The 15,479-nt window shown below is 62.8% G+C and carries 14 protein-coding genes, 1 tRNA gene and 1 pseudogene; 6 read left to right on the forward strand and 10 right to left on the reverse strand.

Features of this window, described 5'->3' with window-relative positions; all coding sequences use genetic code 11:
* Positions 1-7: 7 nt before the first annotated feature.
* The 7 genes from argB to O3306_RS17510 all read right to left on the reverse strand — a co-directional run bounded on the left by argB (position 8) and on the right by O3306_RS17510 (position 8,129).
* A complete protein-coding gene (argB, locus tag O3306_RS17480) occupies positions 8-871 on the reverse strand; it encodes an acetylglutamate kinase (protein WP_272009666.1) in 864 nt (287 codons plus the stop codon).
* Positions 872-928: 57 nt separating this feature from the next.
* Positions 929-1,585 (reverse strand): ribosome biogenesis GTP-binding protein YihA/YsxC, encoded by a 657-nt coding sequence (gene yihA / locus O3306_RS17485; protein WP_272009668.1) that lies wholly within the window; start codon positions 1,583-1,585, stop codon positions 929-931.
* Positions 1,582-2,325 carry an MOSC domain-containing protein gene (locus O3306_RS17490; RefSeq protein ID WP_272009670.1) on the reverse strand — a complete coding sequence of 248 codons (744 nt, stop codon included), beginning with the start codon at positions 2,323-2,325 and terminating at the stop codon, positions 1,582-1,584. The genes yihA and O3306_RS17490 overlap by 4 nt, the downstream gene beginning before the upstream one ends.
* Positions 2,326-4,194 carry a membrane protein insertase YidC gene (gene yidC, locus O3306_RS17495; RefSeq protein ID WP_272009671.1) on the reverse strand — a complete coding sequence of 623 codons (1,869 nt, stop codon included), beginning with the start codon at positions 4,192-4,194 and terminating at the stop codon, positions 2,326-2,328.
* A 127-nt stretch (positions 4,195-4,321) separates the two neighbouring features.
* Positions 4,322-5,863, reverse strand: a complete 1,542-nt coding sequence (locus tag O3306_RS17500; RefSeq protein WP_272009673.1) for a bifunctional diguanylate cyclase/phosphodiesterase — start codon at positions 5,861-5,863, stop codon at positions 4,322-4,324.
* A gap of 56 nt (positions 5,864-5,919) precedes the next feature.
* Complete coding sequence (gene ttcA / locus O3306_RS17505; protein ID WP_272009675.1) at positions 5,920-6,813, reverse strand: tRNA 2-thiocytidine(32) synthetase TtcA; 894 nt, start codon at positions 6,811-6,813, stop codon at positions 5,920-5,922.
* A 44-nt stretch (positions 6,814-6,857) separates the two neighbouring features.
* On the reverse strand, positions 6,858-8,129 hold the full coding sequence (locus tag O3306_RS17510; RefSeq protein WP_272009677.1) for an MFS transporter: 1,272 nt from the start codon (positions 8,127-8,129) through the stop codon (positions 6,858-6,860).
* Positions 8,130-8,262: 133 nt separating this feature from the next.
* Here O3306_RS17510 and O3306_RS17515 point away from each other — a divergent pair, with 133 nt between their 5' ends.
* Positions 8,263-9,942 (forward strand): pentapeptide repeat-containing protein, encoded by a 1,680-nt coding sequence (locus tag O3306_RS17515; RefSeq protein WP_272009679.1) that lies wholly within the window; start codon positions 8,263-8,265, stop codon positions 9,940-9,942.
* Between the two features lie 57 nt (positions 9,943-9,999).
* Here O3306_RS17515 and yidD read toward each other — a convergent pair whose 3' ends face one another.
* Genes yidD through rpmH form a run of 3 tightly spaced genes read right to left on the reverse strand, consistent with a single transcriptional unit; the run spans position 10,000 to position 10,794 of the window.
* A complete protein-coding gene (yidD, locus tag O3306_RS17520; protein WP_272009681.1) occupies positions 10,000-10,221 on the reverse strand; it encodes a membrane protein insertion efficiency factor YidD in 222 nt (73 codons plus the stop codon).
* Positions 10,218-10,637 carry a ribonuclease P protein component gene (gene rnpA / locus O3306_RS17525; protein ID WP_272009683.1) on the reverse strand — a complete coding sequence of 140 codons (420 nt, stop codon included), beginning with the start codon at positions 10,635-10,637 and terminating at the stop codon, positions 10,218-10,220. The genes yidD and rnpA overlap by 4 nt, the downstream gene beginning before the upstream one ends.
* A gap of 22 nt (positions 10,638-10,659) precedes the next feature.
* Entirely contained in the window at positions 10,660-10,794 is a 135-nt protein-coding gene (gene rpmH, locus O3306_RS17530) for a 50S ribosomal protein L34 (protein ID WP_012177012.1), read from the reverse strand.
* Between the two features lie 297 nt (positions 10,795-11,091).
* Here rpmH and O3306_RS17535 point away from each other — a divergent pair, with 297 nt between their 5' ends.
* The 5 genes and pseudogenes from O3306_RS17535 to O3306_RS17555 all read left to right on the forward strand — a co-directional run.
* The gene (locus tag O3306_RS17535; protein WP_272009699.1) at positions 11,092-11,823 is read left to right on the forward strand and encodes a TVP38/TMEM64 family protein; all 732 of its coding nucleotides are present in this window, start codon (positions 11,092-11,094) and stop codon (positions 11,821-11,823) included.
* 3 nt (positions 11,824-11,826) lie between these two features.
* Entirely contained in the window at positions 11,827-13,245 is a 1,419-nt protein-coding gene (locus O3306_RS17540; protein WP_272009701.1) for a dihydrolipoyl dehydrogenase family protein, read from the forward strand.
* A gap of 24 nt (positions 13,246-13,269) precedes the next feature.
* Positions 13,270-14,649 carry a sensor histidine kinase gene (locus tag O3306_RS17545; RefSeq protein ID WP_272009703.1) on the forward strand — a complete coding sequence of 460 codons (1,380 nt, stop codon included), beginning with the start codon at positions 13,270-13,272 and terminating at the stop codon, positions 14,647-14,649.
* A gap of 68 nt (positions 14,650-14,717) precedes the next feature.
* A tRNA-Arg gene (locus O3306_RS17550) sits at positions 14,718-14,794 on the forward strand.
* Between the two features lie 158 nt (positions 14,795-14,952).
* Positions 14,953-15,228: pseudogene (locus O3306_RS17555) on the forward strand (transposase); the annotation flags it as partial.
* Between the last annotated feature and the right edge of the window lie 251 nt (positions 15,229-15,479).

Genomic DNA, 15,479 nt, shown 5'->3' on the forward strand with positions numbered 1-15,479 from the left:
GATGGAGTCAGCCTTTGCGAATGATCGACCCGGCCCCGTGTTCGGTGAAAAGCTCCAGCAGCGGCGCATTGGGCGCGCGCCCGTCGAGGATGACCACTGCGCGCACGCCGCCTTCAATTGCGGCCAGCGCGGTTTCGGTCTTGGGGATCATGCCGCCCGCGATGGTGCCGTCGGCTGTCATCTGGCGTATCTGGTCGGCGGTCAGTTCTGTCACCACTGCGCCCGAGGCATCGCGCACCCCGTCCACATCCGTGAGCAGCAGCAGCCTGTCGGCCTTGAGCGCTGCGGCAATCGCACCTGCCATCGTGTCGCCGTTGATGTTGAACGTCTCGCCATTGGCGCCTGCGCCCAGCGGCGCGATCACCGGTATCGCATCGTCGCGGAAAAGCGTGTGCAGGATGCGAGGATCGATGGCACTCGGCGTCCCGACCAAGCCCAGCGCAGGGTCGGTGGGTTCGCACATCACCAGGTTCGCGTCCTTGCCCGACAGGCCCACGGCGCGGCCGCCCTGAGCATTGATGGCCTGCACGATCCGCTTGTTGACCCGGCCCGACAGGACCATTTCCACAACTTCCATCGTGGCGGCATCGGTTACTCGCTTGCCGTTCACGAAATCGGACTTGATGTCGAGCTTGGCCAGCATTTCGTTGATCATCGGGCCACCGCCATGCACGATCACCGGGTTCACCCCGACCTGACGCATCAGCACGATGTCGCGGGCGAAGGTATCCATCGCGTCATCGTCGCCCATGGCATGGCCGCCGAATTTGATCACGACAATGGCATCGTCATAGCGTTGCAGGTAAGGCAACGCCTCTGACAATGTGCGGGCAGTGGCGATCCAATCGCGGTTCATGTCACGTTTCTTCATCCTGAGGTCCCTCGTCCCCAGAGGTTATCCCCCTGTGGCAGTCGGCGTGCAAGGGGGCTATTCGAGCGTGGCGATAATGCTGCGCAGGACGCTGATCCCGTCGCCCTTTTCGCTGGAGGTCAGGACGATCTCGGGGAAGGCGGCTGGATGTTTGGCCAGCGCGCCACGGACCTGCGACAGCATGCTGTCGCGGTCCTTTTCCTTGACCTTGTCGGCCTTGGTCAGCACGCATTGAAAGGTCACGGCGGCACTGTCCAGCAGGCTCATGATCTCTTCATCCACCGATTTGACCCCGTGGCGCGCATCGATCAGGACAAATGCTCGGCGCAGGTTCGGACGCCCGGCCAGATAGCTTTTCAGCAGGCGTTGCCATTTCTCGACCACCGCGAGCGGGGCATTGGCAAAGCCATATCCCGGCAGGTCGACGAGATAGTGGCTGTCGCCGCCAAGCGTGAAGAAGTTGATCTCTTGCGTGCGTCCTGGTGTGTTCGACGCGCGCGCCAGCCCCTTGCGGCCGGTCAGCGCATTGATCAGCGATGATTTGCCCACGTTGGAGCGTCCGGCAAAACATACCTCGATCCGGTCGCCCGGCGGCAGGCCTGACATGGCCACCACGCCTTTGAGGAATTCGGTCTGACCGGCAAAGAGCAAACGGCCACGCTCGGCGCTGAATTCATCGGGCGTCTGGGCCAGGGGGAAGGGCAGGCTGGTCATATAACCTCGACTTTGTCCCCGATGGAGATCCGGCCGGATTTGGTCACATAGGTGTAAACACCGCATTTCTGGTGACTGAAATTGGTCTTGAGCGCCTTGAGAGTATCCCCGTCGGCTTCGCCGGTCTCGGGGTTGGCCGTGGTAGAGCGGCACCGGATGATGGGTTCGCGTACTTCCAGTTCGACATCGCCAATGCGCAGGGTCTTGCCGATCCAGCCGTTCTCCTCCCAAGGGGCGAACCCCTCCAGATGGATGTTGCAGCGCCAGCGGTCAGGCGAAAGGGCCATGCCCATATGCATGCCCAGATCGGTACTGGTGGCGAGGTTGAGCACGCTGACCGATTGAAAACTGGTATCGGTCATGGCTACGTCCGGCACCCGCACAATCCCGGTCGATTGCGCGCGGTCGGCGGGCATCAGAGGTTTGACCCACTCCAGAAACGCGGCGCTTTCGCGGTCCGGACCAAAGGTGAGATCAGGCCGGTCGGGGTGGCTGAGCGTCACCGTACCGGCCGCTTCATCGGACTTCGCGGTGATGGCCATCAGCGCCAGCACCTTGGACACCAGCGTCCAGTTGACGCATTCGGCCCAGGCGGTGCCATCGGCGCGGGTCGCCTCGTGGCTGACCGCCCAGCGACGATCCCAAGGAAGGGCGCGGCCTTCGGTCAGTTCCACGCTTTGCAGCGCCTCGCGGCCGTGGCTTTTGATCGGGTGGCGCCAAAGTGCTGCGATATTGGCCATCTATTTGCCTCCCGGCTTCTTGTCGCCGGGCGTTTTCGACTCGGGTTTCGCTGCGGGCGCGCTGTTCTTGCGGAAGCTTTCCTTGATATTGCCGAACACGTCCGGCTTGTACCCTTGGCTGCGCATGATCGCATATTGCTGTATGAACGTGATCGTGTTGTTGGCGATCCAGTAGAGCACCAGCCCGCTGGCAAAGCTGCCCAGCATGAACATGAACACCCAAGGCATCCAGGCAAAGATCATCTTTTGCGTGGGGTCGGTGGGCGACGGGTTCAGCTTTTGCTGAAGCCACATGGAAATCCCGAGCGCCAGCGGCATGATCCCGATGAATATCAGCGCCAGGATCGAGCCGGGTTCAGGTGCATCCCACGGGAAGAGGCCCCAAAGGTTATAGAGCGATGAGGGATCAGGGGCGCTGAGGTCGCGGATCCAGCCGATCCAGGGCGCATGGCGCAATTCCAGAGTGACAAAGATCACCTTGTAGAGCGAGAAGAAGATCGGGATCTGCAGCAGGATCGGCAGACAGCCCGAGGCGGGGTTCACCTTTTCCTTCTTGTAGAGTTCCATCACCGCCTTCTGCATCGCCTGCTTGTCGTCGCCGGCGCGTTCCTTGATCTTCTCCATCTGCGGCTGCAGCTCTTTCATCCGGGCCATCGAGACGTAGGATTTATAGGCCAGCGGCAGCAGCACGGCCTTGATCAGCAGGGTCAGCGCGATGATCGACCAGCCCATGTTACCGATCAGCTGGTTGAGGTAGTGCAGGACCGCGAAAATCGGCTTGGTCAGGAAGAAGAACCAGCCCCAGTCGATGGAATCGATGAAGCCTTCGACATTCTCCTCATTCTCATAGGCACGGATCGTCGCCCATTCCTTGGCACCCGCAAACAGGCGGGTATCGGCGGTCGCGGTTGCACCGGGTTCCAGCGTGACGGTGGGTTGCTTCACGGTCGTCTGGTAGATGCCGCGACGTGCGTCCTGGAAAGTGCTGAGCGTGAACGGCGCGCCTGGCTGCGGTATGAGCGTGGCCATCCAGAAGTGATCGGTGAACCCTGTCCAGCCATTGGCCTCGACCGCGATTGTCTTGTGCGCGCCGGCTGTCTCGAAATCGTCGTAGTCGGTTTCGGTGAGCTGGCCATCCACCATCTGGATGGCGCCTTCATGCAGGATGAAGAAATTCTTGATGTCCGGCGGAATGCCGTGGCGCGCAAGGATGCCGTAGGGCGCCAGCGTCGCGGGGGCGTTGCCGGTGTTTTCGACAGATTGGGTGACGGAGAACATATAGTTGTCATCGATCGAAATCTGCCGCCGGAATGTGAGGCCTGCGCCATTGTCCCAAGTCAGCGTGACCGGGCTGTCGGGCGTCAGCGTGCCGGTGCCCTCCTGCGTCCAGAGCGTATTGGCGCCGGGCACCTGCTCTTGGGTGAGGCCCTGGCCGGGGGCCCAGCCGAAGAGGGCGTAGTAGGGATTGATATCGCCGATGGGCGCCAGCAGTGAGACGATATCGGAGCCCGGTTCGATGGTTTCGCGGTAGTTCTTCAGTGACAGATCGTCGATCCGGCCGCCCTGCAGCGAAATGCTGCCTTTGACGCTGGGGGTGTCGATGGCGATCCGGGGGGCGTCGCTGGGTTTGGGCGCGGTGTCGGACGCGGGGGCGTCTGCAGTTGCGCCCGCGGTCGCACCTGCCGCTGCAGGCACCGCGGCGACGTCTGGCGTGGCAGCCGTGGGCGCGGTCAGCGTGTCGCCCTGCGCGATCTGGGTGGCCGGTTCGACCGGTTCGGTCTGCGGCGGGGGGAACAATACGAACCAGACCAGGATCACAAGGAAACTGAGCGCGGTTGCGAGGATGAGGTTCTTGTTCTGATCGTCCATACCAGCCGGCCACTTTATCTGTTTCTGGGTCCGAAGGGTTCAACGACGTGCGCAGCCAAAGGTCAAGCGGATTTCCGGGATTGCGCCCGATGCGCGTGGTTTTCTTGGGGAAACGCGGCGCGGGCGCTCAACCGAACTGCGTGCCGATGCGAGTGGGCGCATCGAGTTTTTCCAGATGAGCGCATATCCAGGCCTCGATCTGGTCGAGCGGCATGGGGCGGCCGATGCCGAAGCCCTGCACATGGCCGCAGCCCAGTTGCGCGAGCAAGGCATGCTCTCCGGCGGTTTCCACCCCTTCAGCGAGCGTGTCGAGCCCCAGCCGTTCGGCCATCAGCAAGATGGCCGAAACCATGCGTTGCTGTTCGGGGTCGCGGTTCACTCTGGTCACGAAGGACCGGTCGATCTTGAGCCGCTGCACATCGAACCGCCGGATCGACGAGATCGAGGCATGGCCGGTGCCAAAATCATCGAGGTCGATCTGGCAGCCCAGTTTTGACAGGCCGCTGATGTTGCGAACGATGGTATCATCGGGCGAGCTGGCAACGACGGTTTCGAGTATCTCGATGCCGAGGCGTTCCTGGGCGAGCTCGAACCGGTCGAGTTCCCATTCGATCTTTTGCACCAGATTCGGATTGCGCAGCTCTTCCGGCGCGAAATCCACACTGATGCGCGGCACATCAAGCCCGCCCGCATCCCAGGATTTCAGCGCGCTGAGCGCACCGTATAGCATTACCTCGCCCAACCGTTCCATTCGGTTGGTGAGTTCCAGTGGAGGCAGGAATTCGGCGGGCGCAATCATGCCACGGGTTGGATGTGTCCAGCGCGCGAGCGCCTCGAACCCTGTGACCCGCCCCATATCGGTCGAGATTTGTGGCTGAAACCATGGGCCGATCTGGCCGGCGTCCAGTGCCTCGGAGACCTCGTCCGACAGGCCCGCATCGCTGAGAATCGTGGGCGCGTGCATTTCCTGGCTGTAGGCGCGCATTGCGGATGGGCCGTGCCGCAGCGCCTCGGCCAATGCGGTTTCGGCGGCCTCCAGCAACGCGGGGCCGGCCTTGCGCCGCAGGTTGAAGTCAAGTGACAGGCCGACGGAGGCGCTATTGTAGACGGTCGCTCCATCCAGCAGTACCGGCTCTTCGAGGGCCCCATGGAGCCGGTTGGCCAGATGCAGCGCATCGCCAAGGTCAAGCCGCCGCACCGGTGCGATGGAGACCGCAAAGAGCGCGTCATCCAGCCGGCACACCCGATCGGGCGCGCGCAGGACCGATTTCAGCCGTGCCAGCAATGTCTCGATCATCGCTTCGGCCGTGTCGGCCCCGAAGCGCTCTGGAAGGTCGCTGTAATCGTCGATCTGAAGGAGGATGCAGGCAGTGTGGCGGGAAGACCTGTCTGCGCATTGCGCCGCGCAATCCAGAGCCGCCTGAAACCCGTCGCGGTCGATCGTCGCGTTGTCGTCATGGTAGGGGGCGCTCTGCGGGTCCGTCCAGACACCGGCAAAGGCCAGGCAGATCGGATACCCGAGTGCCAGCATGATCAGAATCTCTTCGCCACCCAACCAGAACCCGGCCAGCACAAATGCCGGCAAAAGCGCGAGGGCGGACGGATTTTGCAGCCCGAGACGCAAAGAGCGTCGCAGCCCGGTCAGAAACGGGATAAGGCGCGTGTTCATCAAGCAAATCCCCTTAGATCACCTTTTAAGGCTAGCTGCGGGGTATCAACACACGCTTAACGCAAGTCGGGCACATCCTCGGAATTTTCATCAGATTTCACAGACCCCAGTGCTAGCCCGGTAAAATCAAACAGTTTCGGGTCCAGAAGATGCGACGGGCGCGCATTGGTCAGGGCGCGGAACATCACCTGCCTGCGGCCCGGACTGCGCGCCTCCCAACCATCGAGGATCTGTTTGACTTGCTGTCGTTGCAGCCCGTCCTGACTGCCGCACAGATCGCAGGGGATGATGGGATATTGCATGGCCTTGCTGAATTTTTCGCAATCGGCTTCGGCCACATGGGCCAGAGGCCGCAGCACGAACAGATCGCCCTCTTCGTTCACCAGCTTGGGCGGCATCGTCGCAAGGCGCCCGCCGTGAAAGAGATTCATGAAGAAGGTTTCCAGAATATCGTCGCGGTGATGGCCCAGCACGACAGCGGTGCAGCCTTCTTCGCGGGCGACACGGTAGAGATTGCCGCGCCGCAAGCGCGAGCAGAGCGCGCAGAATGTCCGGCCCTGGGGGACCTTGTCTACGACGATCGAATAGGTGTCCTGATATTCGATCCGGTGCGGCACTTGCATGCGCTCCAGAAACTCTGGCAGCACTGTCGCCGGAAATCCGGGTTGCCCCTGATCGAGATTGCACGCCAGCAGGTCCACCGGCAGCAAGCCGCGCCATTTCAGCTCGTAAAGCACCGCCAGCAGGGTATAGCTATCCTTGCCGCCCGAGAGACATACCAGCCATTTGTCGCGCGCGCCGTCGGCGTCGCGGGCGGTGGCGGATACCATGCCATATTGCTCGACCGCCTCGCGGGTCTGGCGCAGGATGCGCTTGCGCAGCTTCTTGAACTCGGTCGTGCGGGGCGCGCCGTGAAAAAGTGGGTGAATATCGTCTGCATCATCTAGCATGGGCAGGCTTTAGGGCTTTCGCGCCCCTCGGGCAAGGGGCGCGATCAGCGGTTGGGTTGCTGGACTTCGCTCAGTTTCAGCGCGGCCAGTGCTGCCAGCGCGCTGAGGCCGGCAAAGATCGCCAGAACGACGGATGGCCCGGCCAGATCCGCGAGCAGGCCAAACCCGCCACCGGCCAGCAGCAAAACGCCGATCACGGTATTGGACAGCGCGGTATAGATCGCCTTGCCGCCCTGGGTGTCCATATCCGTCAGATGTGTCTTGCGCCCCGCGCGCACGCCCTCATAGGCGATCTGTGCGGCAAAGATGAAGAGCGCCGCCATTGCCGGCCCGCCGATTCCCCCGGTGACCAGCCCGATCGCGGCAGCGCCACCCAGGGCAACCGCCGCCGTGGCTCCGGATAACGCCAGCGTCATCCGGCTGGAGCGATCCGACAGGCGGCCCCAGATGTAGGACGAACCGATCGCGGCAAGCGACGAGGCGACCATCAGCAGGCCAAGATTGCCCAACCTTGCCGCGCTGCCTGCGTTGCTGAGCATGACGAGGAAAGGCGGGGCCAGAGCGGTGGGGATGAGCAGGGCGCGCACCAGCACATAGGCCCGGAATTCGGCATCTGTGCGCAACGGCCTGATCACCGCGCGCGCGGTGTCGAATCCATCGGCGTTCAGATCTGCCTTTGGCTCATCCAGTTGCACAAAGGTGGCGGCGGCCATGAGCCACAGCGCGCCGGCGACCATGATGGCAACCGAAAGGCTGGTCACGCTCAGCGGCGGTACGCCGATGCTGAGGCCCAGTGCGAAGGCAAAGACCGCGATTGCCGAAACTGTGCCTGCCGCGCCCGAAACCGTGCCACGCGATCCCTTGGCCAGGGTGCGGGCCGCGATGTCCTTGTAGCTGGCCGAACATACCGCACGTGCCAACGCAAGTGCGGCCAGACAGCCAAGGATAACCCAGCCCGCGCGCGCACCCTCCAACGTGAGGGCGGCGCAGGCGACCCCGAGTGCTGCCAGCCCCTGCAGCATGGCCCCGCCCGCCCAGAAATACTTGCGCACCCGGCGGCGCTGGATCTCTCGGGCCAGCAGGATCTGCGGCAACAGCGCACCCGCCTCGCGGATCGGGACCAGCGCGCCGATCAGGTATCCGGGTGCGCCGACGGCGCTCATCAGCCACGCCAGCACCAGTTTGGGGTCGATCAGCCCATCGGCCAGCTTGGTGGCCGAAAGCGACGCAAAATGCCGCATGAAGCGCTGCGCTTCGCCCTTGTCGTCAGGTGAGTGGGCGCCGGTCATGGCGCGGTACAGTCTGGTTATCGACACGCCTCGCCCCTTGCTCTGTGATCGCCCTGTATCTGTGTCGCATGTGCGCGACCCGCAGGAAAGACTCGCAATAAAAATGTCGCGCGCAGACCTTTGCCGCAGCTATGCTGCCCGGGAAAGGAGTGCCGCCCACATGAGCGACATGGACCCACCGAACGAACCCGACGCGCCCAGCGCACCCGGTCCCTTCAGTAGCCGCCGCTTGCCGATGACCTTCGGGATGCTGGTTTTCGGCTTCGGCGTGGCGGCGGGTTTTCTACTGGCGTTCTCGGGCTACGGGCTGGAGGACAGTGCAGGGCTGATCATCAGCATATTCCTATCGCTGATCGGGATGCTGCTGATCGTGGGGGCGATCCTGTTGTTCTTTCGCCGGCGTCTCTGGTCTTTGCTTTTTGGTCGGGCAGAGGCGCAGCTGGAGATGTTCGCCACGCCGTTGTCGCGCGTGGCGAGTGGGGCCGCGGCGCGCGACCCCAAGGCCGCGACCGACGCTGCCCGCGACCTGTTGCAGCTGACGTTCGCGCGCTATGCATGGGTATCGACGCGGCGCTGGCTGATTGCCGCGCTGACCGGGCTGATCGCCGCGATGGCGGCGCTGTCGGGCACGGCGCTGCTGTTCAAGCAGAACCAGTTGATCGAAGTGCAATCGGGCCTGCTGATTGAGCAGAATGCGCGCATTACCGAACAGACCGCCCTGCTGGCCACGCAGGTGGAGTTGGCCGAAGCACAGCGCAACGCGGCGCTTGCGGTCGAGATGACCGAGATCGCAGCATTGCTGGGTGCGGCGCTCGACCGTTCGGAACAGGCATTGGGGAGCGGGGCGGCGCAGTATGTCGCGGTGCTCGATCCCGACAGGGATATCAGCCAGAGCCTGCGGATGCGCATCATCTCGGCCTCGCGGGCGTCCAAGCCGTACCGATTTCTGGCGCCTGCCCTGCGGGCCTATGACACGGCCGACAAGATGCGTGTTGCATCGAGCCGCCGCCGCGATGACCTACCGCTTTTTTACGAAGGGGCCGCCGCGGGCTTTCGCTGGCAGAAGCCGAGCAGTGGCACCGATCTGATCGACCGGCCCGCCAGCCCCGAACGCGCGCAACTGCTGGAGATCATGACCCGGTCAGGGCTGCGCGAACTGGAGGGATTCAACTTCTTCGGGCTTGATCTGTCCTTTGCCTATGCCGAGGACATGTCACTGTTTGGCCTCAGCCTGCAAGGCGCGCAATTGAGCTATGCCAGTTTTGCCCGTGCGCAGATACTCGAGACGGATTTCGGCGGTGCATCACTGGAGAACGCTCGCTTTCACGGGGCGCGGATCGAGCGCAGCCAGTTCCGCAGCTTTACTCCCGAGACGGCCAAGGGCCCCTATGCAGGGCCGGACGCCTTTGGTCCGACGTTCCTGTCGGGTGCGTCCTTTGCCGGGGCGTTTCTGCGAGAGGTGGATTTCACGGATGCCAGTGCGATCACCGCCGATTTCGACGGCGCGACGCTGCACACCGTGTCGCTGGCTGGCGCGATTCTGGGCGGTGCGACCTTTCGGGATGCGGTGCTGCTGGACGTGGATTTCACAGGTGCGGGCCTGCAATCGGTCGAATTTGACGGGGCGTTCGTGCTGCGCGAGGACTTCATGGATGCGCTGGACCTAGCGGCGGCGCCGGGCACCTTTCGCGCTGACCGTTACGTGCTGGAGCCGAGCAGCATAGATGCGTTGATGAAGGTGGATTCGGCCTATCAGGCACTGGCCCGCATAGACATCCCCGAAATCGAGGGCGATGCGCGGGTCTGGCGGATAAAGCGGGTGAAGCCGTTCGAGGAGTGAACGCGGTGCCGCTGCGGCTTCCAAGCGGCCCTTATTCTGCGCGCAAGAGGGCCGCGCTCAATCAGGCACGTTGTCCACACCCGAGCCGCCCCACGGGTTGCAGCGCAGGATGCGGCGCGCGGCAAGCCAGCCGCCTTTGATGCCGCCGTGGCGTTCCAACGCCTCCAGTGCATAGGCGCTGCATGTCGGATGGAACCGGCAGCCATGCCCGACCCACGGGCTGAGCAGCAGGCGATAGCCGCGCACCGGCAGTGACAGGACACGGGCGAGCGGTGTCATCCCGGTGTCTGCCCGTGCAATTTGCGCAGCGCATGGTCCAAGTCGCCCTTGAGCCGCTCGAATGGGCGGGCGGCGGTGGCTTCGGCCCGACCGATCAGCACATAATCCCAGCCGGGCAGGGCGGCATCCGGCAGCACCGCGCGCGCGGCTTCGCGCAGCCGCCGCTTGGCGCGATTGCGGGCGACGGCGTTGCCGACTTTCTTGGAACAGGTGAAGCCGACGCGGACCAGATCGCTGCCGTCATCGCGGCGGCGGGCCTGCACCATCACGCCGGCGGTTCCGCAGCGGCGCGCGCGCGCTGCGGCAAGAAAATCGGCGCGCTTGCGCATGATCACTGGCTGGATGGCATCCGGGCGCGACGAAACCGCCGGTGGCATAGTCCCGGCATTGCTGACGGGGGCCTCCGGCGGTGTCATTTCGTGCAATCCTGTTGAGCGCTTACGCGCTCAGCGACTTGCGGCCGCGCGCGCGACGCGCGTTCAGGATCTTGCGGCCTGCTTTGGTGGCCATGCGTGCGCGAAAACCGTGGCGCCGCTTGCGTACCAGGTTCGAGGGTTGAAAGGTGCGTTTCATCGCTCCATCTCCGACTTTTGTTCGAGCGGCAGACGCGGGAATAGGATTCGCGCAGGGCCCGGTGAGTATCCGAAGCCCGGTCTATAGAGGGCCGTTTTCGCCAAGTCAAACCCGTGCAAGGCCATTTGCAACAAAATTCCTGCGATACGAAGGGGTGATGTTACAAAAGCGGGTAGATGGTGCCGGTACCCGTGCCGATACTTCACCTGCGATCAAGCGCGCGTGATCCGGCTATCAATTTCATGCGGTGCCCTTCATCTAGGGTTTTCATAGATCGCCTAGAAAGACCGCACTATCATGGACCATTCCACGCCCGCGACCAAGCACAAGTACCTGCGGCATGCGCCGCTGGCCGCGATTCTGATCGTTGCCGCGATCGGCGCATTCACGTTGCGCGAACACCTCAGCTTTGACGTGCTGCGCGAAAACCGCGAGGCGCTGCTGGCGTTTCGCGATTCCCATTTCATCGCCATGGTCGCGGCCTTCATCGGGCTCTATTTCGTGATCGTCGCCTTTTCGCTGCCCGGCGCAGCAGTGGCGTCGGTGACGGGCGGGTTTCTGTTTGGCCTCGCGCTGGGCACCACGTTCAACGTTCTGGCCGCCTCGCTCGGGGCGTTCGCGATTTTCTGGGCGGCGCGTGCGGGGTTGGGCAAAACGTTGGCCGCACGGATGGAAGCATCAGAGGGGACATTGCAAAAAATCAACACCGGCCTGCGCGAGAACGAGATCAGTGTGCTGTTCCTTCTGCGTTTGGTGCCCGCCGTGCCGTTTTTTGTCGCCAACCTTCTGCCCGCGCTGGTCGGCGTGAAGTTCCGTAATTTCGCGATCACCACATCGCTCGGAATCATTCCCGGGGCGTTGGTCTTTACCTGGATCGGTGTCGGGCTGGGCGAGGTTTTTGACCGCGGCGGCAGCCCCGACCTAAGTCTGCTGTGGGAACCGCAGGTTATCGGCCCGCTTCTGGGTCTCAGCGCGCTGGCGGCGCTGCCCATTGTAATCAAGGCCCTCCGGGGCATGAAAGGCCACTGAATCATGACTAAACTGAAAACGGATATCCTCGTGATCGGGGCAGGTTCCGGCGGCCTTTCGGTCGCGGCTGGCGCGGTGCAGATGGGGGCAAGGGTTGTCCTGCTGGAAGGCCACAAGATGGGCGGCGATTGCCTGAATTACGGCTGCGTTCCTTCAAAGGCGCTGATCGCGTCGGGCAAGGCCGCCTATGCGCAGGCCCATGCAGATAAGTTCGGCGTGGCGAATGTCATCCCAAAGGTGGACTATGCTGCCGTCAAGGACCACGTGGCAGATGTGATCGACACCATCGCTCCGGTCGACAGCCAGGAACGGTTCGAGGGTCTCGGCGTGCAGGTGATCCGTGAATTCGGCACGTTCATTTCACCCACCGAAGTGCAGGCAGGCGACACGGTGATCACCGCGCGGCGCATCGTGATTGCCACTGGGTCGTCGCCGTTGGTGCCACCGATCCCCGGGCTGGACAAGGTGCCCTATCTGACCAACGAGACGCTGTTTGGTCTGCGCGAACAGCCTGATCATCTGCTGATCATCGGCGGTGGTCCGATCGGCATGGAAATGGCGCAGGCGCATGTCCGGCTGGGCAGCCGTGTCACGGTCATCGAAGGGGACAAGGCGCTGGGCAAGGATGACCCCGAAACCGCCGCCATTGTGCTGGACCGGCTGCGCGGCGAGGGCATCGAGATTGCCGAGGATGCAATGGCATCCGAAGTTCGCGGCAAACCCGGTATGGTCGAGGTCGAAGTCAAGGATGGTCGCGTCTTCAAGGGGTCGCATTTGCTGATGGCGGTGGGGCGCAAGGCCAATATGGACGGGCTGAACCTCGATGCGGCGGGAATCGCTACCACCAGAGCGGGGATCAAGGTGGACGACCGCCTGAAGACCACCAATTCCCGCGTCTACGCCATTGGGGACGTGGCAGGGGGGATGCAATTTACCCATGTGGCAGGCTATCACGCCGGTGTCATCATCCGCTCGGCGCTCTTTGCCCTGCCGTCAAAGCAGCGCACGGACCACATTCCCTGGGCCACCTACACAGAACCCGAACTGGCGCAGGTGGGCCAGACCGAGGCGCAGGCGCGCCAGGCGCATGGTGACAAGCTGGAAGTGGTCAGGTTTGAATACGCCCATAACGACCGGGCGATTGCCGAGCGCAAGACGACGGGTCTGATCAAGGTGATGGTGGTCAAGGGGCGGCCGGTTGGCGTGTCTATCGCGGGCGCACAGGCGGGCGAGCTGATCAACCTCTGGGCGCTGGCTTTGGCCAACAGGATGAAGATGAAACAGGTGGCCGCGATGGTCGCGGCCTACCCGACAATCGGCGAGATCAACAAACGGGCGGCGGGGGCCTATTTCTCGCCCCGGCTCTTTGATAGTCCTGTGGTCAAGCGGGTGGTGGGCCTGGTCCAGCGCTGGCTACCCTGAGCAGGAGGCGCGAGGGCTGGAGAGATGAACACACTTTCAGGCCGATTCCTGATTCTGACTGCCGTTTTCGTGATGCTGGCCGAAGTGCTGATCTTCGTCCCGTCAGTGGCGCGTTTCCGCGAGGATTTTCTGCAAGCGCGGCTGGAACGCTCGCAAATCGCGTCGCTGTCGCTGCTCGCCAGCGAGGAAATCAGCAAGGACCTGGAAGAAGAGCTGTTGAGCAACGCAGGCGTTTTCAACGTTGTGCTGCGGCGCGACGAGGCGCGCCAGCTTATGCTGTCCTCCCCCATGCCCGCGCCGATCTCGGCCACCTATGACTTGCGCGATCCTTCGGCGCTGGTCCTGATTCGCGACGCGATGTTGAGATTGCTGGATCCCGAACCGCGAGTGATCCGGGTGATCGGCGCGCCGGTGCGCATGGCCGGGTTGCTGATCGAAATCACCATGGAGACCGGCACGCTGCGGGCGGCGATGATCGACTACGGGTTGCGGATCCTGCTGTTGTCGGCGGTGATCTCGATCATCACTGCGCTCCTTCTTTTCCTCGCAGTGCGCAGGGTCCTCGTGAAACCGATCAAGCGGGTCGTCAGCTCGATGAAGGCCTATGCGCTGGCGCCCGAGGACGCGCGCGGTTTTATCAAACCTGATGCGAGCATCCGCGAGTTGCGCGAGGCCGAAGAAACGCTGCAACTGCTTCAGACCCAGCTGACCAGCGCGCTCAGGCAAAAGGAACGTCTGGCGCAGCTGGGCAGCGCCGTGGCCAAGGTTAGTCATGATCTGCGCAATATCCTGACATCGGCGCAGCTATTCACCGACCGAATCGAAATGTCCGAGGATCCGGCGGTCAAACGCATGGCGCCCAAGCTGGTGAATTCGATCACCCGCGCCGTGCATCTGTGCGAATCGACGTTGGCTTACGGCAAGGCTGAAGAACCCGCGCCGACGCTGAGCCGGTTCATGCTGCAAGACATCCTGAGCGATGTGATTGACAGCGAGCGGTTGTCGGCCACCGGCAGCGATATCAGCTTTGCCGAGGATATCCCGGCCAGCCTGACCGTGCGGGGTGATCCCGAGCAGCTCTACCGTGTGCTGGCCAACCTGGTGCGCAACGCCCGTCAGGCCATCGTGGCCAGTGGCCAACCGGGCGAGATTAGCGTCGCGGCCGAAGAGACGGCCGACGCCTGGACGATCCGGATCAGCGATACGGGCCCCGGCCTGCCCCCCAAGGCGCAAGAACATCTCTTCACTCCGTTTCAGGGTGGCGTCAGCAAGGGTGGCACCGGCCTGGGCCTGACCATTTCCGCCGAGTTGGTGCGCGGTCACGGCGGCGATCTGGTGCTGGATTACACGGGCGAGGGCGGCACTTCCTTCGTGATTACCCTGCCCAAGGGCAATATCGGTTGAAAGCGGTTCAGTTTCTGCGCATCCCCCCCTTGCCAACCGCCACGCCAGCCGCTAGATGCTGCCCCAGTGGACCGATAGCTCAGCTGGATAGAGTACTTGACTACGAATCAAGGGGTCGGGGGTTCGAATCCTCCTCGGTCCGCCACCATCCCCTTCCAATGCTATGAAACTAAGAGAAAACCTTAAGTTTCATTCCGCCATACCACCTTAGATACCACCATAAAATTCGCGCTAGCTCGCGGTCCTCTGCAACGGCCTGCCGCTTTTTGTAGGTCAACATCAGGGTGCGGAGATTTTCGAGGGTCTGCCAGGTTACTGAAAAAACAGTTCACCGATATGGTGCGCAACGCCCGCGAGGGCGAATTATCGGCCTGGCTCGACGCGGCAAAAGACAGCATGATAGCGTCCTTCGCCCGCGGCCTCCGGCGAGATTACACCGCCGTTGAGGCCCCGTTGCGAGAACCATGGTCGAATGGTCAGACCGAGGGCCAGATCAACCGGCTGAAGACCCTGAAACGCCAGATGTACGGCCGCGCGAACATCGATTTGCTCAGGGCCCGCCTTGTCGCGGCATCATAATCAGCGAGGTGCATCAACTTTGAGTCAGATCCAAAATTGCATGCCGGTTCACAGCAGATTTCCATCGAGAGGCTCGGCTCCAACAACAACGCGCGCCTCGACATGGGCAGCGACGAATTGACATCCGCCTGGCAACTGAAAATGGCCGCGAAAATCCTACAACCAAGCCCCAGCAACAATGGGGGATACCCTAACACCCCAGTTGCTCATACTGGATTCTTAAACTGATCTGACCAACTCATCTATGCAAG

The sequence above is a fragment of the Roseovarius sp. ZX-A-9 genome, assembly GCF_028369135.1.
Lineage (GTDB): Bacteria > Pseudomonadota > Alphaproteobacteria > Rhodobacterales > Rhodobacteraceae > Roseovarius.